Origin of the sequence: Anaerobiospirillum succiniciproducens DSM 6400, from assembly GCF_000482845.1 — a bacterium.
Lineage (GTDB): Bacteria > Pseudomonadota > Gammaproteobacteria > Enterobacterales > Succinivibrionaceae > Anaerobiospirillum > Anaerobiospirillum succiniciproducens.
This window is the reverse complement of the sequence record NZ_AXWV01000001.1, coordinates 100,173-121,918: the sequence shown is the minus strand read 5'-3', so window position 1 is coordinate 121,918 and position 21,746 is coordinate 100,173. Positions and strand designations below refer to the sequence as shown.

Here is a 21,746-nt window from a genome sequence, read left to right as displayed (position 1 = left end):
AATTAGTAGGCATCAAAAAAGCAGATCGTCCCCAAACAATCTGCTTTTTTCTTATCTAGCTAATCATAAGCCCACGAGCTCTAAGCCGCCTGCATAGCCATTACACTGCCACGGCATTCCCATGCCAATGCTAACAGCACATCCTATCCAGCATATATCTAAGCAGCACAGCCTATCCAGCGTATATCTAAGCAGCTCTGCTGCCTACTTTACCTAACTGCACCTTAGCTCTAAGGCGCAAGCACGCTCTTAGCAAAGATCAGAGCAAAGACTCATGCAATGCCTCTGCAAGATAGCTCTCATTAAGCTACTCAGCTAAGCTCTCTACATACGCAGCTTATTGGAGCTACTCACGCAGCAATGGGCTCTTTACCTAGCATCAGCATGCTAGCCCTTTGAGCTTGCATCTAAGCTGCTAGCTATGAGTGCTAGGCTCGCTCATAATGCATAGCTAAAGGCCCATGGGCTCATAACTCAAGGTGCTTAAGTGGCTGTAGCTTGCCTTTAGATCGCAAGCTGAGGTGGCTATAGATTGCTTATTTGAGCTTGGTGACCAGCTGCTCTATAGTCAGACGGGACTTTGGACGAATGTTAACCTGATTAGAGTCATTCTCAGCACGGTAGCCAAAGGTTACGACGCAGGAGGTGGTGAGATTTTTCTTAGAGAGCTCTAAGATCTCATCTACCTTACCATAGTCGATGCCTTCCATCATGGTGCTATCTACACCATAGGCTGCTGCAGCATAGACCATAGTGGTCATGGCCATGTAGGCTTGCTTGCAAGCCCACGCATTAAAGTCGCCGTTTTCCATATGTAAGTTGGCAAAGAACATACGGGACTTAGCCTGAGCTTCTTTAAGCTCGGCTGTTGGTAATCTGCCAGCCTTCTCGTCTGCCTCAAGTACGGCCTCTAAATGGCTCTCAGAGAGGCTCTTTAAATTGGCGATAACCACAGCGTAAGTGCTATCGTCATAGCGAGACATGTTGAAGTCTTTAATGCCAGGACGCAGTGCATCCTTTGCTTCACCACTTAAAACAAAGAAGTGGTATGGCTGATGGTTAGTTGAGGTTGGAGTTAAGCGTACGCACTCCATGATCTTATCCATCAGCGCCTCATCTACTTTCTTAGAGGCATCGTAATGCTTGGTGGTATATCTTGTTTGTAAAAGCTCAAGCAAGTCCATCTTTTCACCCTCAGTACAAAAAACTCATAGTGTGCCGCCTAGCAATAGACTCTGCAGCAACACATATACATCAGCCTATCACAATGTAGCCTCAATTACCTATCCTCAATGCATTTGCATTGTAATGAGGAGCCTCATACAAGCTCCCTCACGCCCTTGAGCTCGCCGCATAAACCATCTATAGAAGCAGCCCTGAACCGTCATTAAGCACTAGAGTGCATGGGCTAGAGCAAAACTCTCCATCTCCAGACGGACTACAGCATGCACTGCATGCAAGACAGTGCAGAGCAGTGCAGTGCAGTGCAGTGCAGTTTAGTGTCCAGCTTTGCTGTGCTGTGCTGTGCTGTGCTGTGCTGTGCTGTGAAGACGGTATTTCCCTGTTTTGGCACTTTGCATCCGTTACGCACTTTAAAGTTTGCCTTAACAGGAAAGTAACAAGCATGGCTCTTTAGTGGCTTGGAAAAGACTAGCTCTGTTGATGAGAGATCCAGTTGCTCGTGGTAATTTGGACACTAGCTAGGCTTTGGTAATGACTAGGACTTTCGATAGCTAGGATATAGCTTGGGCTTTGGGATGCAGCTCATGCATAGTTCAAGGATTAGCAATAAGCCATTGCTTGAATGAACTCGTCTGCATCTGTTTAACAGCTGCAGTGCTAGCTGTTAAACGCGTCAATTGTGATGTGCAGTTGTTTGGTCGTTTTGGACGTGTTTTAGCGACTTTTTGACCGATTTTAGTCGAGTTTGTTCAATTTTGCGGGAATTTAACGAGTTTTGAATTGATTGGTCTGGTTGGAGCTTGCGTAGCTGGCTCGTTGTGTTTGCGGTCTTGGCCGGCTCGTGGCAGTGGGATCTGGCTTGCGTGATGTGGCTTGCGTGAAAAAGTGGTGGGATAAAAATACAAAACCCCACGGCAAAGGCTGCTAAGCAACCTTTTTGGTGGGGTATTGAGTAAGCTTAAGAGCCTTGCCAAAACATCTCATTGCATGTGTAACAAGATGTTGCAAGGCTTGCCTAAAATGGCTTGGCAAGGATCTTTAGCTTCAAAGATCTCGCAGAATCAAAACATACACGAAAGCAAGGCTACTGCTTTTGAGCATTGCTAAATGCAGGCACAAAAGCAGCGCTTTGGAGTGCAAAGTTCTTGCTGCGCAAAGTGCCAAAAGACACCATGCGCAGTAAGAGCATTTGCTGCGTGCATAGTTTAATGGCTTTATTCGACAGCTAAAGTGCCACAAGGCACCTTAGTCTGACAGCAATTGCCCAGGGACAGCTTTCACTGCCATTTTCTGTCAGATAAAGTCGATTCTGTTGGCAACTTATATAAACCCCAAAGACCTTCTCAATCGTAAGATAGATAGATCTTTAGTGTCTGTATATTTGCCTGCAGTAGAAAACTATGAACACTCTTTACAGCATGTAAATGCCGTCAAAGAGAATATTTGCCCGATCAGCGTAAAAGCATTGCCATCTTTACTTTATACAAGCAAATGGCATAGCTTATTAAGCTACTTCATTCGCTAAACGGCGTACAAAGCATTAGCAAAGCGCTGCGATAGCATTAAGCCATCTGATAAACCATTGAGTGCCTTAAAGTTGCTCGGAGTTACTGGATTCTGAGCTTTTAAGACAGACCAATCTGGTGACAGCGGTTGCTGATCTAAGACTGCAAATTCTCTTATCTGCGCATTTTCTGAGTTGATAAGTTCTTCAAAGGTTACAGCCTCACCAGTTACTGTGGTTGGTGCAGCACGACTGATATTCATACCGTCGGCAGCAGAAATATCCTCAGCACGGGCTAAGATGTTCTCAAGACTAGCAGAGAAAGAAGTTCCACTGCTTGCCTCGGTACCGAACACCTCGGAGATTGGTGATTGTGCAAACCCATCAATCTTATTACTCTTGTCCCACCAATTTTCCCTGACATTTGGTGAGCCAACCGCATTGATAAGGGCGCTTGACATAGTTGTCTCCTAATTTTAAATACTTCTGAGGGAAGCAGAAGTACTCTAGGTTTTGCACATGACGTGCCATTTACAAAACAACTTAATCTTTTTGTGCAAAGCTGATATTTATGCCCTTTGCCATCACATACCAAGATCATAAGATCACGCGTCTTTAACGGCATTCTTTGCCGCTAAACAACTAAAATACCTAAAGATCACAGCGCCGCATAAGCGCCCTTGCCATCCTTTATGATCGCCTCAAAGCCATAGCCTATCAGCGCTAGCACCAACAAAACGTAGATAAAAAAGCCTCTTTGCAATCTTTGCCGCCCCATAATTTACCTTGCCACCACCTTGCCGCTGTTGCCGCCTCATGGCAAAAGAAATAAGATCACCGCCCTCAAAGATCACAAGGTGAGCTAGATCTCAAGTTATTCGATCAAGATCGCTGCAAGCGTATGTAACAAGATCATGCCATCAAGATCATAGCTTTCAGACTAGATCATTGAGATCAGAGCTTTTAGATTGGCTAGTTAAGATCACAGCTCAACCAATTCACACCCCCGGGCATTTAGATTAGAGCTTTTAAGAACGAGCATAAGTCAGGTCCCTTGAGATTGGATCACCAAGATCATGGCAAAAGATCAAGCTAAGGGAACTCCCCTCTTCATTATTTGGAGGCAGTAAGAGTATTTAAAACTGAGCGTGCAATATACCAAGCTAGCACTGGCGGGACGGCATTACCGATTTGGCGCTCAGTTTCACGAATGCCGCAAGCAAAAGTAAATGAGTCAGGAAAGGATTGAAGACGCGCTGCTTCGCGCATGGATATACGCCTAGAGAGGCTGTAATGAAACTGAATATTGCCATGGCACTCAGCTCGAATGGTATAGCCTTGCTCACCACTCACCTTAGCCTTACTCCACACGTGCGAAAACGCCTTATCTTCTGCTTTGTTTTCTAGGTCATAAAGAGCCTCTTGAGCTGTGATGGGTTTAGAGGCTAAAGGTTGAGGCGGACAAAATGGAGCAACATTATGGCGAACTCCCACAATAAAAACTCGCTCGCGTGTTTGCGGTACAGCATATTGTTCAGCGCTATAGAGCTGATATGAGACTTGATAGCCTAATGAAGAGAAATCAGCAATGATCTTATCTAAGGATGATTTGTGCTTCTTCATCAGCAAGCTGCCAACATTTTCAACCACTAAGACTTTTGGCTTAACTCTACGTACTGCCTCGACGATAGCGCTGTAAAGACCTGAACGCTTGCCTTGAATACCGGCCATCTTGCCATTGATCGATATATCTTGGCATGGGAAACCACCGATCACGACATCTGCCTGATCTGGCAGTTCGTCCAAGTGCTCATAGATGTCACCCTCGATAATTGGATGTTCAAAATTCATGCGGTAAGTTTTGCAAGCATGAGGGCTAAGCTCATTTGCATAAATGATATCGAACGGCAATTGCGCATAGTGCTTACTCAGAAAGTCGAATCCGCCAATAAATCCTAAGTCCATGCCGCCAGCACCAGAAAATAAAGACACTACGCTAAACCTATCTCTTTTGCTGATGCTTGCTGCCGTGCAACGCTCTAACTCATCAGTAATAAGATCGCGCTCCATCTTTTTATCATCATTTAAGCGGATCTTCTTAGCAGATGTGCGTAATGCAGAAGTGTTGTTCTTATGCATTTGAGTGTCTTGAGCTAATGAAATCATTTTCATAAAGTTTCTGATGGAGATGACCATCGTTCTGCACTATACCATGCTCACTACGATAGCTATCATGGAGTAAGCCACCATAGCTTTGCACCCAGCATAGCGGATACTAAATGCCTATATCTGCAGTTTAACTCGGCTAAGAGCTGTAGCTTAGCCGTTAAGCGTTGTGCAGCTGCATTTTGATGCGCAGCCTTAATGAGGACTGGTCGAGGCATTCAATGCTTTTGATGCCTAAGAATGCAAAAGGCCCCGCCAATTCAATTGGTGGAGCCTCTTTATTATTTAGCCTTGAGCTAGATGCTACTGCTAGCTATAGAGCGCATCGTGTGCATGGCAACTGATCTGCCATGTCTGCCATGAATGGCACTGCTCAGGCATGTGACGCAGCATAATTGCTAAGTTAGCCTAGCAGGCTAATTTAGCTAGCTGCTTGGTGCTTGCTGAACTTGCAAGCATGCTCGCTTGAAAGGTTGCTAGCTTGCTGCTTGCTTAATTACTTCTTATCAGCGGCAGCTGTGGTCTTCTTAGCTGCTGGCTTCTTAGCTACAGTCTTTTTAGCAGTGCTTGCCTTCTTAGCTGGAGCCTTGGTCTCGCTGGTGCTATCAGACTTGGCCTTGGTGGTCTTTGCTGCAGTAGTCTTCTTGGCTGCTGCCTTCTTTGGGGCATCCTTGGCTGGTTCTTGAGCCTTTGGCTCTTCTTGAGTATTGGTCTCAAGCTCAACACCGTTCTTCTTAGCCTCGGCAATGTAGTATGCCTTACGCTTCTTCATGGTCTCTGCTGAGAAGAAGAATGAACGCTCAAGTGGAGCCTTTTCCTTAGAGCCCTTTTCCATGATTGGGTTTAAGTACTCAAGTAAGCGATCGATGCTGCGGTTTAAATCGTTACGCTCTGATGCCTTCTTGCACTGCTCTGACCAATCCTCGCTCAGTAAGCGCTCTAATGCCTCAACCCATGGAGCAATTTCTTCATCGGTAGGCACACGATAAAAGTCTTTTAAGGTCTTCTCTGGGGCCTCAAGTAAAATACCACCCTCGCCTACAGCCTCAGGTAAACCACCGCTCTTTGATGAGAGCACTGGAATGCCATTGAAAGTAGCCTCAGTAGCTACACAGCCCCAAGCCTCGTGCCATACAGATGGAGTTACTAAGACCTTAGTAACATCGTAAACTAAGCGAATGTCATCAGTGTGCTCAGCAACATCGATGTTTGGCAGGTTGACCATGCCAGCTGGTAAGAAGCGTGAGCCGTCGTCATTGTGCATGTGGTTAAAGATCTTGTAGTAATCGCCTACGCTCTTAACTACTAAGAACTTCTGCTCAGGATGCTTGCGGGCAAATACCTCAGCGATCTTAGCAAAGATAGCTAAACCCTTTTCAGGAGTTGGGTTTACTAAGGTTACATACTTAGCCTTAGCTACATCACGATTTGGTACAGTGACGCGCTCTTTGTAGATGAACTGACCCACAGCCTTAACATCAATACCGTCTACCTCACGGTACATATTGGCAGTAGCCTCAGATGGAGTGAAGACTAAGTCGCAATCTGGGAAAGCAAAGGAGCGGTGCAGGCCATTGCATAAAGCATAGACTACAGGAATACCACGAGCCTTAGCCTCATGACGCACTAAAGCAGAGAAGCAGTCGCCTGAGTAACCGATAAGTACATCAGGATTGAACTTCTCTAAGAACTGTACAAACAGATCAAAGACCTTGCCTTGGTCCTCTGCAGTAACGTCGTTAGATACGTGACCCTTGGTACGAGCTACGATGTACTCAACACCAGTATCAGTAAACTGAATGTAGTTAGCATCAGGCTGTGCATTTACCTGCTTGGCAATACGCTCAAATACGTTTAGACCCTGTGGATCATCAGCAACTAAAGCATTTAAAGCCTTTACTTGGAAACCACGTGCAGCTAAAGCCTCAAGCATAACCTTGTTATGAATTGCTGCACCGTTGCTGTTGTCATGTAAGGAAGGTAATGAGTACCACAGAATCTTATAGGACATTTTTTCCTCGCAGATGATGAAAGACAGCTCACTGTTGTCCTTAACAACGCTCATTGCTAGGCCATGCTCAGCGCATTCAAGCAGCCTAGCTGTAGCTGTTGCAACCTAAAACTAGGACATCACAGTACTGTTGGCGCTTCAAGCCTAAGGCAAACACACAAGGTGCGCTCTCTTTCCAAAGTAGCATGTCAAAGATCTTAAAGTCTAAGTAACTCAAGCTAAGCTGCAGCTACAGCCGCAAGCAATACTCTAGAGCTTGTTGTTACTTAGGTTCTTTATATCTTTGCCATGGGTCAAAAATTAATCTTATCCTGACAGCGGCGTGATAATTACGCCTGTTCATCAGGCACTAATCTATTTATTTTAGCAAACTTCAGCCATAGCATTACAGCTATGATGATAAAGAGATCAATTAATCAAGCTAAATACTCTCGCAGCGATCCCGCTGCGACTTGAATTTACGCCGTAATCTAAGGCATGAGCATGCTGCATTTTATCTTTTGCCGCCACTTGCTCTTATGTGCCTGTACTCTGATCTCTTGCTGCCTTACGCTCTTGATCTTCTGCAGCTTCGCTAGCTTGCAAGCAGCTTTATTACTCGCTTGAGAGCTGATGTATCGCTCGTTTGCGAGCAGCTGTATTTCACGCCTGCAAGCAGCTTGATTGCTAGCTTGATAGCTGCTGTATTACTCGCTTGCAAGCTGTTGTATTGCTGTTTAGTTGCGGCGTAAGGTGAATTTGGTGATCTCTGATGGCACTAAGAGACGGCAAGAGAAGCCTGACCAAATACCAGTGCCATTGCTTACATAAAGGCTTGAGCCTCTACCAAGATCATACATGCCAGACACATAGCCTGCATTGAAGTGGGCAATGAGTGGCTTTAAGAAAAACATAGTGCCGCCATGAGTGTGACCACTTAAGATAAGATTGGCCTTGATATCAAGATCGGCTACAGCATTAGGCTGATGGGCCATAAAGATAGTGGCTACGGCCTTGTTAAGCTCGGAAGCGATGCCGGAAATTGGGCGTGACTTAATGCTAAAGGTAGCACCAGCGCCATCTAAACTCTCTTCGTTAAAGGCTTGCTCAGTGCCATGGGAGCTTGCTGCAGGTGCGCTAATGGCTGTGTAGCTGCCGTACTTGTATGGTATAACGTTCTTTAAAGCCGCCTCAGGATCAGCCTTAACTTCACCTAAATTTACACCACGAATATCAGGAATACCGGCCACCTGAATAGAGAATGCGCCCTTGCTAATGAGAACGCTTTCATTGCGCAGGAATTTAACGCCCATTTGCTCCCAGGTCTTGACCCAAGAGTTTGCGCCAGAGTAATACTCATGATTGCCAGTTACGGCTAAGACACCGTTGGTAGCACGCAGATCTTCAAAAGGTTTAAACTCATCTTTTAGTGCAGCTACTGATCCATCCACAAGATCACCAGTGATTAAGACCAGATCTGGATCTAATGAATTAGTCTTAGTAACTACGCCCTCAAGAAAATCACGCTTTAGAACTGGGCCAATATGCAAGTCAGTAAGCTGCACAATGGTGTAGCCATCAAATGCCTGTGGCAGACCACGGACATAGACAGTGTGCTCAACTACATTTGGGGTGCGTAATTGTGAGAGAGTACCAGTTAACGCGCTAATAAATGCCACAACTACAATAACGGTATTAATGCGACCTAAAGGCCATGGCTTAAAGGCAACGGTACCTGTAGCTGAGGCGCTCTTGGAGCCCTTACCCACGCCACGACGGCCTGAGGATCTTTTTTCAATGTAGCGTGCCACGCTACGACCGAGCAACACGAGATCTTTAATGAGAGCACAGACTACACTTAGCATTAAGAAGCTGTAGAGAACCTCTAAACACAAGATGACATTGCTTGGCAGCTTCGGCGTTAAAACACCGCCGCTATACATATAGATAAGGTACTTGCTGCCACAAAAAGCGAGCACCAAGGACAATACAAGCTTATAGACAAGCTTGAGCTTTAAAGGAAGCAAGAGCGAGGCAATGGCATAGATTACAAAGATCGCTGCAGATATATGTAGCGCGGACATTAATTACTCACCAAAACATTTAGCATCAGTACTAAGAGGCTCACATTATATCCATAAGCACAGCTTTGTCCGTTAGATCCGTCGCAAGTTCTAACATATTGGTGCAAGTTTCTAGGCAAATCCACCATCTAAGGCAACTAAGCTAGTCGCATCGGACCCCCTAAAAAACGCCCCCCATATTCATCTATAGATTTCATAAAAATTGATTTTGTTGGGGGTTAATTTTTAAAGATAAAAATGTGAATTAAATCACTGATAATATAGTGTCCTAATACTATAATAAGTTTACTCAAAAAAATTAAGCTTCAAAAGAAATGGCAAAGATTCCTCTTTGCTGCTCTTTTATAGAATAATTATGACATTTTGGGAACATAAGATCTTTGATCTTAAAATTCCCCTTTATATTTAATTTTATTAATTTTTTTTGAAGAAAATTCTCTATTTGGGAATTTATTTTTTAGCTTAAAACAAATAGTTGTAGAAATAAAATAAAGGAGTTGTTTGAATGGCTAAGGCTAAGACTCATGTAAAGGTTATTCACGAAGTCAAAAGACATGAGATTGACAATAAATGGGTACTTTGTTTCCAATATTGTAATTATGTCTATGATGCTAATACTTCTGAAACAGGGTATAGATTTATTTGGAGACAACCTAATGGAGATTTACTACCTGCAATGGGACAAGCTAGAATCCCTAAAATGTCAGATATACTTTATTTAGTTAGTAAAGCTATGGAACAAGGGTGGGGAAATTTAGAGGAAAAAGAAGTAGACGTAAAAGAATGTGTTATAAGTCTGGATTTTGACGACTAAACCTTTTTTTCTCTTTAATTCTATGTAATAACCTAGCTCCCTTAAATAAATATAGGGCATCACAAATAGGCCTGTTCGTACCTAGAGACTGTGTACGAATCAGGTCTATCCTCGCTTAATATCTAATCGGCTTATTGGCAGATCGAGTGCCTTTACTAATTCTTTTTGTTGTTTTGAAAGAGCCGAAGTTAATACCCATCCATCATTCTGTTTCCAGCATGTTATGTCTCCAAGCCTAGCTATTGCGCTATCCAAGCCTTTACGAGACTTCGTCAGATACCCTCTCAGCTTGTTTTCAAGAGTTTTACGCAATATCAGTCCAATGATTGCTAGAGACAGTTTTCCATTGATTCTTAACCTGTACTCTTTCATCTAAAATGTCATTCTTGAAGATGCCAAATGACTTCTCAACACAGTCTTTAGCTCGGTAAATATCTAGCACTTCGTTAGGTGATAAGTCTGTCCTAGTACAGAACAAAGCAAAACAGCCGCATATTTCTAAAAGCTCTGAGTAATGCTTCTCTTTGAGCTCAAATCTTAGTCCATCATCAGTTTTTAGCTCTTCAGCAATCTTTGCTACATATGAGTTAAGTGTTGATTCTTCTCTTGCTGAAGACTGTTAGTGCGTTTTTCATGGTGGCTTGACTTGATTGCTAGTCGGCTGTGCAAGATCGCACTTTTACATACCAATAGAATGAATAGAACAGTCAAAAGCGCCGTTAACGTCACAAACAAATCATGTTAAGTTCGCTGTTTATTAGCACTTTGAGCAAACTGTGATATCTTGTGAGCTCATCACTGGCGTAAATAGCTTTTCTTGTCTTACGCTAATTGTTAGGCTAATCCGATAGTAGATCAAAAGTTAATAGAGCTATCCACAAAATGGCTATGACTCCTCACTACGTGCACTACCTTCTTACTCAAGGTGATTTGCTCAACCGTATTCTCGCATTTAATGCTGACTTCTCGGCTAGACAATATCGTCAGCGAGCCCAAAGTCATCCTGAGCAGATTAAAGACAGCTTATATACTGTTCATCCAGAGCTGGCACGCTTTCATGAAGAGAACAATATCTCATACTACTTTGAGAACAATATTGATCGTCTGTGTTTAATTCGACAAGCTGAACTTGAGACTTTGCTCGTCTATATCGGTGCTTGCATTAACTCCCGCGCTTTAGCCGGTGTGATGATTCAAGATGAAAAAGATCAGATCTACGAGCAAATTGGTCGTGATGCCTATAACTTTGCGCTTGATTACGGCTATCTCATTAAAAATCTCGACTTTGCACTCAACCTTGCTTCTTTAAAAGAAGACTGTACCTATCTTGGCCTGTGTGCCTTAAAGTGCATTACTCCACTCTTTAGCTCTAACGAGCTTCGAGAGTACTTTATTGAGCTCTTGCTGACCTTCACCAAGACCCATGGCTTAAACCCAAATATCATCACCTCACGTGAGCACGTGCTGTCCATCATTTACCCAGTAAATGACAATATCAAGGCCCCGTATCCATCACAGATGAATACCCCTGCTCAATACAGCGCTTTTGATAACACCAATCAAATGATTGCCGCTCGTGATGCCATGGAGGAACAAAATAAGTCAGGTACCACAATTAACGGTCTATCTGGTCTTATTCACGCTGAGGGCAACTTACCAACTCTAAACCAAGATAACGAGGCAAAGACCCCTGCTCAAGAAAATGCCGAGGCAGAGGCAAGCTCTGCCAATGACGCCCAAGAGATGGCCTCTCTTGATAAAGCAGCCACCCAAGATCCTGCAGCGCCAGCTCAAAGCACCGCAGCTGATGCCACTCCAGCTCAGGCAACTCCGGCAGATACTAATGGCGCTGCTCCATCTGCAACCGAGGCCCCTGCAGCCGCCAACGATACCAATGCAGCTGCTAATCAGCCTCACACAGAGGCTGAGGCTGCTGCAAACGTAAATGCAAATGCAGACGCTACCGCTACTGTAGCTACCAACGCTGATGCAAATGCAGCTGCAACTGCACCAGATAATGCTGATGCATCTTCAGATGCTGCAGCAGCTCAAGATAGTGCTGCAAATGCTCCTGCCGCTCAGAGTAGTGGCGTTAAGGAGCCAGTATTAAGAGCAGATGGCAAGATCGACTATAGCATTGTGCCTGAGGGCGTGGGTGCGCCTTTAGAGGTTACCTATGCTGATGCCGCTTTATATGGATCTTATATTGATAAGCGCAAGTTTAGAGCCGCATCTTTAAAGCAGCGCCAAGTGCAAAAAGAAATTTTAATGGGAGTTCCTCAAGAGCAAAAGCAAGTTGAGGAACAGCAGCTCATTACTTTAGAGTTCGGCGCTAAGCAGGTCTTTGATCTCACCGCCGTGATCTTAAAGTTCCAAATCGATGAGCACTGGCACGAGTACTTACAAGAATAGTCCACCAACTGTTAATTGCTCTTCAAACAGCCTGATTAAGCAAGTCTTAGTCAGGCTGTTTTGTTATGGGTAAAGACTGCCACAACATGCTCGGTTGTGACGTGCTGCCTTTGGGGTTATCAAGATTCTTTTTGAATGACGGCATGGTCTCATTTCCACTAGTAGCTTGGGTCATATTCCTTTGGCATGTGCTGGCGTTACGGTTACTGCTTTTGCTTGGGCATGTGGCGGCGATGCATTTGCTGCTGGTGCTGGTGCTTTGCTGATCTCGGCCTTGCTGCATAGCGCTTGCGCTTTAGGCTTTTGCAGGCGTGGAGCTTTTTTTTGATTGGGCTGCGTTGTGTGGTGGTTATGCTGGGGATGGTATTGGTGAGATATTTCATTAATTTGTAGATTTTAGTTTGGTCGTCATTGTAGTGGTTTAGGTTAGTTTGTGGCTAGTGGTCGGTTTGTGCTTTGGTGCGTCAGTAGATTTTGTTGAGGTAATGTTTGGTTTTTAGCGTGAAAATGGCGTAAATATGGGCTTTTGCGGGGAGGTGAGGTATTTTTGGTCGACGTTGTAGCTAGATGGAGCTTTTATGATGGTTTTTGAGAGGTGATTGGGTAGCTAAAAGTTTTAGCTTGTTCACACTTTTAAACAAAATCATCTCTAATGAGGGGGAGTTGGGAGGTTCTTATGACAAAAATCATATGATAGAAAAACAGTTGGGTAGACAATCTACCCTGTAGTTTGCACACCAACCTTAGATTTTCGAAAGTTGGACTAGGAGTTACGTCTATGAAATTTTCTTCTTTATTAAAGACCGGCGCAGTTTTATGCGCTTCAGCCTTCATCGCTGCTGGTTGCGGCGGTTCAGATAACAAGACCTGGACCGTTACCTGCCCATGGGCTCCATCTGGTGTAGCTGCCATGGTTTCTCAGAAGGCTGCTTCCTTATCTACCAAGTACGTAAAGGACACCACCTTAGTTGCTGAGGCTGTTAAGGGTGACACCGCTACCATCAATACTTGGGTTATGGATAAGAAGGGTGGTGATCCTGCCTTAACCTTCATCAATGAGGGTCTGCTTGCAATTACCCCAATCATTGATGCTAAGAAGGCCAAGTATAAGGAAGATGACTTCATCGTTATTCAGAACCTCTACTCTGCTGTATTCGTTCTCTCTGCTGAAAACTCCTTAGGCGTTAAGTCCATCGAAGACCTACAGAAGTACGTTAAGGATGGCGGCAAGATCAACGTTGCTGTTAACGGTGCTACCTCTGCTGAAGCTTTCTTAGCTACCGCTTTATTTAGCGACATGGGTGCTAAGGACTTCAAGGTTACCCCATACACCTCTGCTGCTGAAGCTGCTCAGGCTGTAGCTAAGGGCGAGACCAACTTTGCTATCTCTCACCAGACTCAGATCATGGAAACTGCTCAGCAGGGCAAGGTTAACGTATTAGCTGCCTTCTCTGACAAGACCATCGAATACGGTCCATTCACTGGTGTTAAGGGCGTTGGCGAGTACGGCTACCCATACATCATCAACACCTGTATCGTTGCTGCTCGTGCTGGCACCTCCGATGCTGATGTTAAGAAGCTCCAGGAGCTCTACAACTCCATTACCACTGACCCTGACTTCGTAAAGTGGGCTCAGGACACCATGCTCATCGAAATGCGTCCAATGGATGCAGCAGCATTCAAGGCTCACCTTGAGTCAGTACGCGAGCTGGTTAATACCTACAAGGATAAGGTATTAGGCTAACCATAAGCTTTCCAAGACATAACAGTCTCTAAAGACTGTCAATAATCCTATCACACACACTCAGAGGGCACGGCCCAATACTTTCTTGAGTATGCCGTGCCCTTTTTTTACCCAAAATAAAGCCCCGTGCACGTGCACAAAAGCCTTATAGCATCAGGCTTTTCATTAAAATTAGCTGTTTTTTGCAGGTTTAACGCGAGCTTAGTTGTGCTTAAGCATCAACGCAAAATTGCCTAAGTGGCGACTACGGTCGCGTTAAAGCTGGTACGTAACTAATTTGCTTATGCATCTTAGTTTTTGTGAGGGTCTATGAACTTTATCTTCGACAAAATTGACGTGTTGCGAAACGCAACGCGCAACGGACTTGAGCACAAAACGTTCTCATATCCGTCAAATCTGACTGCAGGTATCATATGTATTTTGCTAGCCGGACTCATGCTGGTAATGATTCCAGGCCAGATCGAAATCTCAGAAAAGGATGTGGTCTCCGGTCGTGACTTCCCTAATCTTCTGATGTATCTGATGCTCATTTGCTCAGCTGTACTGATCTTAAAAGATCTCTACCGCATCATGACCAAGCAGCCACTCGAGATGAAAACAATCAATCTGTACACAGAAGTTAAGGCTTTAGTGATTATCGGTATCTTAGTTGGTACCTACCTCATCTCAAGCCTGAGTGAGATGTTCATCTTAGGTTCACTTTTCTGCGTGCTAGCGTTTTTAATCTTCTTTAACTGCCGCAAGCCACTTTACTATGCGATTACCTTAACTCTTGCAGTCTTAATTTGGGTTGCATTCCGTTTCGGTCTTGGCGTTAATTTCTAGGAGTAGTCCATGTCAGAGTTTATTATTCCAGCATCGGCGCTTCTATTTACCTTTGAAAACATCATGTGGATTAACTTAGGTGTTTTCATCGGCGCTGTATTCGCTTGTATTCCTGGTCTGAGCGTAATCCTGTGCGTGATTCTGTTCTTACCTTTAACCTATCAACTTACCGCCATTCCAGGCATGATGTTCTTGCTCGGTATTTACTGCGCTGGATCGTATGGTGGATCGGTATCGGCGATCTTAATCAACACGCCAGGAACACCTCATGCTGCAGCAACTATGCTCGATGGCCACCCGCTGTCTAAGAAAGGTCGCTCCCGCGTTGCTCTGAAGGTTGCACTTTACGCATCTACCATCGGTGGTACCATCTCAGCTTTCATGCTGCTCTTCTTAGGCCCTCAGGTGGCTAAGGTGGCAGCTCAATTAGGCACCGCTGAGTACTTCATGGTGTGCGTCTTTGGTTTAACCATCATCGCTGGTGTATCTGGCAAGTCCATCATCAAGGGTATTATTTCTGCCTGTATTGGTCTTGTGATCTCTTGCATCGGCTCTGACCCAATGACTGGCTATGACCGTTTAACCTTTAATGTTGACCGCCTCTACTTAGGTTTAGACTTAGCTATCTGCCTCATCGGTCTGTTCGCCTTAATTGAAATTATTGCTAAGGCTGACGGTACTATTCAGCAGCTTAAGCTCTCTGAGCGTAAGAAGCTTGATGACGGTGTTATCACCAAGGATGAGAAGAAGCGCATGGTGCGCCCAATCTTAATGTCCTCCTTCATCGGCTGTATGGTGGGTATTATCCCTGGTACTGGTGCTGCTGAGGCTTCTTGGTTCTCATACAACCAAGCTAAGAACATGTCCAAGCACAAAGAAGAGTTCGGTCATGGTTCTGTCGAGGGTATTGCTGCAGCTGAGTCTGCTAATAACGCTGTTACTGGTGCTACTTTAATTCCGCTGCTCACCTTAGGTATTCCTGGTGACGGTACCGTAGCTATCATGCTCTCAGCCTTAATGATTAACGGCCTCAACCCTGGTTTATCTTTATTCACCACTGACGGCGACATTATGTACGCCATCATGTTAGGTCTGATCTTAGTTAACATCTTCATGTTAATCCAAGGTCGTTACTTAACTCAGCTCTTTGCTAAGGTGGTTGCTGTTCCTCAGGAAATCTTAACTCCGATCATCGTAATCTTCTGCTATGCAGGCGCTTACTCCATTAACAAGAACTACTTTGACGTATCTGTAGCTCTGTACTTTGGTATCGCAGCATGGCTGTTACGTAAGCTTGATCTGCCAGCCATCCCAATCTTATTAGGCTTGGTACTTGGCAACATGACTGAAACTAACTTCCGTCGTGCACTGATGCTCTCTGATGGCAACATCTCCATCTTCTTTAGCTCAGTTTACTGCTGGATCTTCATCGCCCTCATCGTTCTGGCCTTAGCTGCCATCATCAAGGGCAAGATCTCAGAAGAGCGCAAGATGCGTGCTCTACATAAAGAAATGGAAGCTGAAGCTGCAGCAGAGGCTCAGGCAGGCGTAGCCACTGCAGCAGCAGCCGCTACCGCAACCGCAACTGCCGCTGCAAGTGCAGATGTCTCAGCTAACGCAGCAGGCTCTGATGTAGCAGCTGACGCAGCAAGTGCTGACAACACCTCAAGAGCTGAGGCTCAAGATGCAGCCGATAGTAATAAGAGTGGCAAATAGCCACTAACAGACACGGAACGATACGTTCCTAAACCATCCTAGACTGCAGTTATTAACCTTAAGTTCCTCCGTTTACTGCAGTCCTAGGCCAAGCAAGCTGTGCGCTGTAAGTTTTAGCAGTCCTACTCGACAAACAGTACGGCTTAGGTATCTCCGAACATATGCCATTACCACCTAAGCTTATTGCGCATAGCTGCCCTAGTTTATGCACTTATCAACAAGAGGCCTTAAGGCCTCTTTATTGTGTATAAGCTAGCAATAAAGACGATTTTTTAACTGACAATGCCACGACGTATCGTATAAGACAATCAAGTCTAGGTTTAAAGGTGCGTAAGTAAGGCATTGCAAAGGGAATGACTATGAGCCAGGTAACTCGTCCAAACATTATTTTCTACTTCACCGATCAGCAGCGTGCCGACACCTGCGGATGCTTTGGTCAACCTCTTAACATCACCCCAAACTTAGATAAGCTTGCATCTGAGGGTGTAAAGTTCAACAAGGCTTTCTCCCCACAGCCAGTTTGTGGCCCATGCCGTGCTCTGTTCCAAACCGGTAAGTACGCCACCGACACCAACTGCTTTAGAAACAACAAGATGCTGCCTCATGACGTTAAGACCCTGGCTAACTACATCGAAGAGGCCGGTTATGAGACAGCCTACATCGGTAAGTGGCACTTAGCCTCTGAAGGCGAGCTTGAGCAAAAGCCTACTGTAGACCACACTGTTACTGCAATTCCTAAGGAGTACCGTGGTGGCTATACTGGTTTCTGGCGTGCCGCTGACGTATTAGAGTTTACCTCTCACGGCTATGATGGCTTTGTGTTCGACGAGAACAACAATAAGATCGACTTTAAGGGCTACCGTCCAGATTGCATCACCGACATGGCCTTAGACTTCTTTGCAGTGCGTGACAAGTCCAAGCCTTTCTTCATGACCATTTCTCAAATTGAGCCACATCACCAGAACGATCACGCTCACTACGAAGGTCCAAATGGTTCTAAAGAGAAATACAAGAACTTCACATTGCCACACGATCTTGAAGTATTAAAGGGCAATGCTGCTGAGGAATACCCAGATTACTTAGGCCAGTGCGCATCATTAGATGAGAACTTAGGCCGTCTAATTCAAAAATTAAAGGATGAGGGTATCTACGATAACACCGTCATCATCTTTGCCTCTGACCACGGCTCACACTTCAAGACCCGTAACACCGACGCTCACTTAAATGGCTACGATGATTACAAGCGCTCCTGCCACGATGCTTGCCTGCGCGTACCTTTAGTTATCGCTGGCGGCCCATACAAGGGTGGCATTAGCTTAGATGACGTAGTTTCAACCGACTCTCTGCCAAAGACCATCTTATCCTTAGCTGGTGTTAAGGTTGGCGACAAGATGATTGGTGAAGACCTCATCGACGTAGTTGAGCACAAGGATCCAAGCCGTAAGCAAGAAGCTTTTGCTCAGATCTCTGAAAGCCGTATCGGCCGTTGTCTACGTACAGACAAGTACACTTACTCAGTCTACGCTCCAGGCGTTAACGGAGGTGAGAAGGGATCTTCTGATCTTTACCGTGATGACTTCCTCTACGACCTCGAGAAGGATCCATATCAGCTCAATAACCTCATTGCAGATCCAGCTTATAAGGACATTAAGCTTGAGATGCGTGAGCGTCTGCTTGCATGGATTGAGAAGGCTGAGCACACTCGCCCAACCATCGAGGACTAATTCCTTTTCTTAATAACCCTGAGTAGACCTCTTACTCAGTGCAACTACCCAAAGCCCAGATCGATTAATCGCTCTGGGCTTTCTTATCTAGACACCACCACAGCAACAGCAATCAGCAAGGCACACTAATCGGCAAGGCCCGGCAATCTGCCCTTACACAACAGTCTACTCAGGCACAGTAATCGACAAGACTCAGGAGTCTGCCTAGGCACAGTAATCAGTCAGGATCAGTACTCTGCTAGGGTCAGTAATCGGTCTTGGCTCATCACATCGCCACACTAACTGAGCCAATGATCTTGGCTTTGAAATGACTTCACAAAGGGAGATGGGGTTGTATTTGTCGGCGATGACCCTTAATAATAGGCGCTATCTGTGATTTAATAGCTGCACGCCTTTGCCGCACAGACATTGCCCCTGCATTGCCACAGCATTGCTGTTGTCGCCTTTAAGGTCGCTTTTTCGTGACCATTTTTGTCATTTTGACCATTGGAGATACTCATGGCCCATCTGCAGTTTTTAGTGAAACCAGTCTCTTCACTGTGCAATTTAGAATGTGAGTATTGCTTCTATCTTGATTTGGCAACTCATCAGCACGATAAACCACGCAAGATGACCCGCGAAGTGTTATCTCTCTTGATGGATAGAGCCGCTGAATACTTTATTCAAGATCCCAATGACAAGGATGGCACCGAGGTTACTGCCAATGGCGCAGCTACTGCTGCAAATGGATCTGATATTAAGATCATTGATGGTGAGCACTCAGTAAGTTTCTTGTTTCAAGGCGGTGAACCTACTTTAGCTGGTGTCGAGTTTTTTAAGGCGGTAATTGAAGAGCAGCAACGCGCTTTTGCCAAGTTTAATGGTCGTGTTCCGGTATTTAATAGTATTCAGACTAATGCCTGTCGCTTAAGCGAGGAGCTCGTCTCATTGCTCAGTGCCAACCACTTTTTCTTTGGTGTATCCTTAGATGGCCCTGCTCATGTCCATGATGCCATGCGCTTTTACAAAAACGGTCGAGGCTCCTTTGACGAGGTCATGAAAGGCATTGAGCTCTTACGCCGCTACCATGCTGAGTTCAACATCTTATGTGTAGTTACCGATATTGTGGTTAAACATATTGCAGAGGTCTATGCCTTTTACAAAGATCACGGCTTCTACAATATTCAGTTTATTGCCTGTCTTGACGCATTTGCTGCCATGCCACCGCATCCATGCACTACTGACCCCAAGCCAAGTGCCATCCCATTTAAAGCAGTTGAGCAAGCAGAGCACTACCACGACTGCAGCTGCGCAATTAACAGCTCATCCGATGCCGCCGATCATGCACCCCACTCTTGTGGCTGTACAGATAATGCCACCGCTCTTAGAGTTGCTTCGAATACGCCAGCTTCATGTGCTAGCGATGCAGCTAAGGACGCATCAGCTGTATCTGATGGCAAGCGCTTCTTGTCAGATGAGGCCTATAGTGAGTTTTTGGTCAAGGTCTTTGACCTCTTCTATGATGATCTCATCAACAAAGGCGAATACGTCTCTATTAGGCATATCGAAAACTATATTGCACTTTTGCTCAATATGGAGATCAACGCCTGCAATATGACGGGTGTATGCCGTATTCAGAATGTTATTGAAGCATCAGGCAAGGTCTATCCATGTGACTTCTATGCCCACGATGACTTTGTGCTCGGCGATCTTAAAGATAATACTCTTGCTCAGATCATGAACTGTCAAAAGGCACAGCAATTTGTAAACACCTCACGCATTGAGAACGGCTCATGCCTCAAGTGCGACTACTTTAAGCTCTGTCGTGGCGGTTGCGTACGTGAAAGAGAAAACAACGTCAACATCAGATGCGCTGCCTTTAAGAATTTCTTTGCTGCTCGTCTACCTAAACTACAGCACGCTGCTGCTATCCTCAGCGGTATGCAAGGCTAAAACAAAGAGCCAGATGCTTAGGAGCAATGCGTAAGCTTACTCATGATCTTTAGTCTGACTCATGTTTTTTGGTTTAGCTAATGAGCTTTAGTTTGAATCATGAGCTTGCAAGGATTTGCTTTGCATTAAGCTGCGTAGTGTCGAGCCTATGCGGCTGTGAAGGCTCTTTATGAGGTGGTTTTGCATGGATGGTTAGCAATTAGCCTTAGTCGCTGAGGGGTGCTTGCAGCGCAATGAAGCAGCGCAATGGAGGGGAGCCTGCAACGCAATGGAGCGGCGCGATGACGCGATAGAGCGGCGCTGCAGGGCAATTAACAGCAATAACAATATGAGTATTGATGGGGTTTACTACTTCGATGGCTCTGGTAATTTGCCTTCCTTGATGAGCTTACGGGCAATACGAATAGCAGTTTCGGTTTCGCATCCGGCAAACTCTGCTATCTCACGGTATGACCATGGGTACAGAGGGTAACGAGTTTTCAAGAAGTTAAGCGCATCAGAGACACGTGTTAAGCTCTTATCGTATGACATATGGGCCAGACGGCTTTCAGCGTTAGCAAGCTCATCTGAAATTGCCGCCATGAAATGCTCCATGAGATCGGTATTATCAGCTAAAAAATTGCTGCCATATGGAGTAATGCGCCATACCTTTGCAGGAATTAACATCTTGGCTGAGCAATGGTAAGTTTTTTGGCTAGAAAACCAAGTTCTATAGCCAAAGAACTGTCCGCTTTCGTATAGACGAATCAGACTTTCCTTACCATTGTCAACAACATGGTATAGACCAATCAGTCCTGACTCAGCAAAGAAAAATGCATCTGCAGTATCACCTTGATGGTAAAGATAGCTGCCCTTAGTTAAGTTTTCACAAACACTTACATCGCAGGACTTAAGTGACTGCAAAAATGAGGGGTCTAAAGTAGTAACGTTAACTTTAATATCGCTCTTTTCTAGCGTCATAGTTCAACCGACATTCATAGACAAGAAAACATAGCCAAAGCTTGTGCTCTTGTAATCACTCACACTCAAATACTGTCTTATGTACAGACTGTCATTAGTATATAGGCATAGCGCTGTGCTGCAAGAGTAAATTTAGTGATCTAACAAGCATGCATGCTCATTAATCAAAAGATCCAAAAACATTTTGTACTGACATCATACCTACCTTGATCTAGCTGAAGCTTAGACTCCCTCACAGTACTGTACACTTCCAAAAGAACTAGCTACACCAGCTCTAGTTAGCTATCTACCCTGTTGAGCTTGTTTTAGCACTTACCTACTTTTAGCACGCATTAACACAGCATTATCTATGACTTGTGCTGCATGAAAGCAATATTCTTATGCCTATCAACGTTCATCTTGATACTGCTTATGCGCACACTATGCTGCATCGCTTTGACGCTGCCTAGATTCTTTGCTTAGGCTCAAGCTGCACTGCCTAGATCGCTTTGCCTATGCACCTGCTGCACTGCCTAGATCGCTTTGCTTAGGCGCTTAAAGCGCTGTGTATGTTGCTGCGTAGGCCACTACCTACGGCGCTACTGATCTTATTGCCCTAAGTGCGCTACGTTGGTCGGTGCGCTCTGGTGTCTGCTTGCAGCGCTAGTAGCTTATTTGGTCTGTGTCCTTGTATATACGTATCTTGTAGCACGG

At 45.0% G+C, this 21,746-nt stretch carries 13 protein-coding genes; 7 read left to right on the top strand and 6 right to left on the bottom strand.

The window, feature by feature from the left end; translation table 11 throughout:
• Positions 1-536 precede the first annotated feature (536 nt).
• The 5 genes from H524_RS0100440 to H524_RS0100400 all read right to left on the bottom strand — a co-directional run bounded on the left by H524_RS0100440 (position 537) and on the right by H524_RS0100400 (position 8,926).
• Positions 537-1,184 (bottom strand): nitroreductase family protein, encoded by a 648-nt coding sequence (locus tag H524_RS0100440; protein ID WP_027938813.1) that lies wholly within the window; start codon positions 1,182-1,184, stop codon positions 537-539.
• A 1,519-nt stretch (positions 1,185-2,703) separates the two neighbouring features.
• The gene (locus H524_RS0100430) at positions 2,704-3,147 is read right to left on the bottom strand and encodes a hypothetical protein (RefSeq protein ID WP_027938812.1); all 444 of its coding nucleotides are present in this window, start codon (positions 3,145-3,147) and stop codon (positions 2,704-2,706) included.
• Between the two features lie 652 nt (positions 3,148-3,799).
• Complete coding sequence (locus tag H524_RS0100420; protein WP_245580426.1) at positions 3,800-4,858, bottom strand: DNA cytosine methyltransferase; 1,059 nt, start codon at positions 4,856-4,858, stop codon at positions 3,800-3,802.
• A 490-nt stretch (positions 4,859-5,348) separates the two neighbouring features.
• Positions 5,349-6,863, bottom strand: coding sequence for a glycosyltransferase (locus H524_RS16140; RefSeq protein ID WP_211232138.1), 1,515 nt, complete (start codon positions 6,861-6,863; stop codon positions 5,349-5,351).
• A 716-nt stretch (positions 6,864-7,579) separates the two neighbouring features.
• Positions 7,580-8,926, bottom strand: a complete 1,347-nt coding sequence (locus H524_RS0100400) for a metallophosphoesterase (RefSeq protein WP_027938809.1) — start codon at positions 8,924-8,926, stop codon at positions 7,580-7,582.
• A gap of 505 nt (positions 8,927-9,431) precedes the next feature.
• Between H524_RS0100400 and H524_RS13435 the strand changes: the two genes are divergently transcribed.
• The 7 genes from H524_RS13435 to H524_RS16135 all read left to right on the top strand — a co-directional run bounded on the left by H524_RS13435 (position 9,432) and on the right by H524_RS16135 (position 20,093).
• Complete coding sequence (locus tag H524_RS13435) at positions 9,432-9,740, top strand: hypothetical protein (RefSeq protein ID WP_044121103.1); 309 nt, start codon at positions 9,432-9,434, stop codon at positions 9,738-9,740.
• An 882-nt stretch (positions 9,741-10,622) separates the two neighbouring features.
• Complete coding sequence (locus H524_RS0100385; RefSeq protein WP_027938807.1) at positions 10,623-12,152, top strand: SctK family type III secretion system sorting platform protein; 1,530 nt, start codon at positions 10,623-10,625, stop codon at positions 12,150-12,152.
• Between the two features lie 778 nt (positions 12,153-12,930).
• A complete protein-coding gene (locus tag H524_RS0100375) occupies positions 12,931-13,896 on the top strand; it encodes a tripartite tricarboxylate transporter substrate-binding protein (RefSeq protein WP_027938806.1) in 966 nt (321 codons plus the stop codon).
• 309 nt (positions 13,897-14,205) lie between these two features.
• Positions 14,206-14,721, top strand: a complete 516-nt coding sequence (locus H524_RS0100370) for a tripartite tricarboxylate transporter TctB family protein (RefSeq protein WP_027938805.1) — start codon at positions 14,206-14,208, stop codon at positions 14,719-14,721.
• A gap of 9 nt (positions 14,722-14,730) precedes the next feature.
• Positions 14,731-16,437, top strand: coding sequence for a tripartite tricarboxylate transporter permease (locus H524_RS13430; RefSeq protein ID WP_211232137.1), 1,707 nt, complete (start codon positions 14,731-14,733; stop codon positions 16,435-16,437).
• 359 nt (positions 16,438-16,796) lie between these two features.
• A complete protein-coding gene (locus tag H524_RS0100360) occupies positions 16,797-18,161 on the top strand; it encodes a sulfatase family protein (RefSeq protein ID WP_044121102.1) in 1,365 nt (454 codons plus the stop codon).
• 498 nt (positions 18,162-18,659) lie between these two features.
• Positions 18,660-20,093, top strand: coding sequence for an SPASM domain-containing protein (locus H524_RS16135; protein ID WP_027938803.1), 1,434 nt, complete (start codon positions 18,660-18,662; stop codon positions 20,091-20,093).
• A gap of 348 nt (positions 20,094-20,441) precedes the next feature.
• On the opposite strand, the gene H524_RS0100350 is transcribed toward H524_RS16135, so the two are convergent.
• A complete protein-coding gene (locus H524_RS0100350) occupies positions 20,442-21,053 on the bottom strand; it encodes a Crp/Fnr family transcriptional regulator (protein WP_044121100.1) in 612 nt (203 codons plus the stop codon).
• Between the last annotated feature and the right edge of the window lie 693 nt (positions 21,054-21,746).

Coding starts and splice junctions, on each gene's coding strand:
- H524_RS0100370 (WP_027938805.1), top strand. CDS start 14,206: ATGAACTTTATCTTCGACAAAATTGACGTGTTGCGAAACGCAACGCGC.
- H524_RS0100375 (WP_027938806.1), top strand. CDS start 12,931: ATGAAATTTTCTTCTTTATTAAAGACCGGCGCAGTTTTATGCGCTTCA.
- H524_RS0100440 (WP_027938813.1), bottom strand. CDS start 1,184: ATGGACTTGCTTGAGCTTTTACAAACAAGATATACCACCAAGCATTAC.
- H524_RS0100420 (WP_245580426.1), bottom strand. CDS start 4,858: ATGAAAATGATTTCATTAGCTCAAGACACTCAAATGCATAAGAACAAC.
- H524_RS0100430 (WP_027938812.1), bottom strand. CDS start 3,147: ATGTCAAGCGCCCTTATCAATGCGGTTGGCTCACCAAATGTCAGGGAA.
- H524_RS0100400 (WP_027938809.1), bottom strand. CDS start 8,926: ATGTCCGCGCTACATATATCTGCAGCGATCTTTGTAATCTATGCCATT.
- H524_RS16140 (WP_211232138.1), bottom strand. CDS start 6,863: ATGTCCTATAAGATTCTGTGGTACTCATTACCTTCCTTACATGACAAC.
- H524_RS0100385 (WP_027938807.1), top strand. CDS start 10,623: ATGGCTATGACTCCTCACTACGTGCACTACCTTCTTACTCAAGGTGAT.
- H524_RS16135 (WP_027938803.1), top strand. CDS start 18,660: ATGGCCCATCTGCAGTTTTTAGTGAAACCAGTCTCTTCACTGTGCAAT.
- H524_RS0100360 (WP_044121102.1), top strand. CDS start 16,797: ATGAGCCAGGTAACTCGTCCAAACATTATTTTCTACTTCACCGATCAG.
- H524_RS13430 (WP_211232137.1), top strand. CDS start 14,731: ATGTCAGAGTTTATTATTCCAGCATCGGCGCTTCTATTTACCTTTGAA.
- H524_RS13435 (WP_044121103.1), top strand. CDS start 9,432: ATGGCTAAGGCTAAGACTCATGTAAAGGTTATTCACGAAGTCAAAAGA.
- H524_RS0100350 (WP_044121100.1), bottom strand. CDS start 21,053: ATGACGCTAGAAAAGAGCGATATTAAAGTTAACGTTACTACTTTAGAC.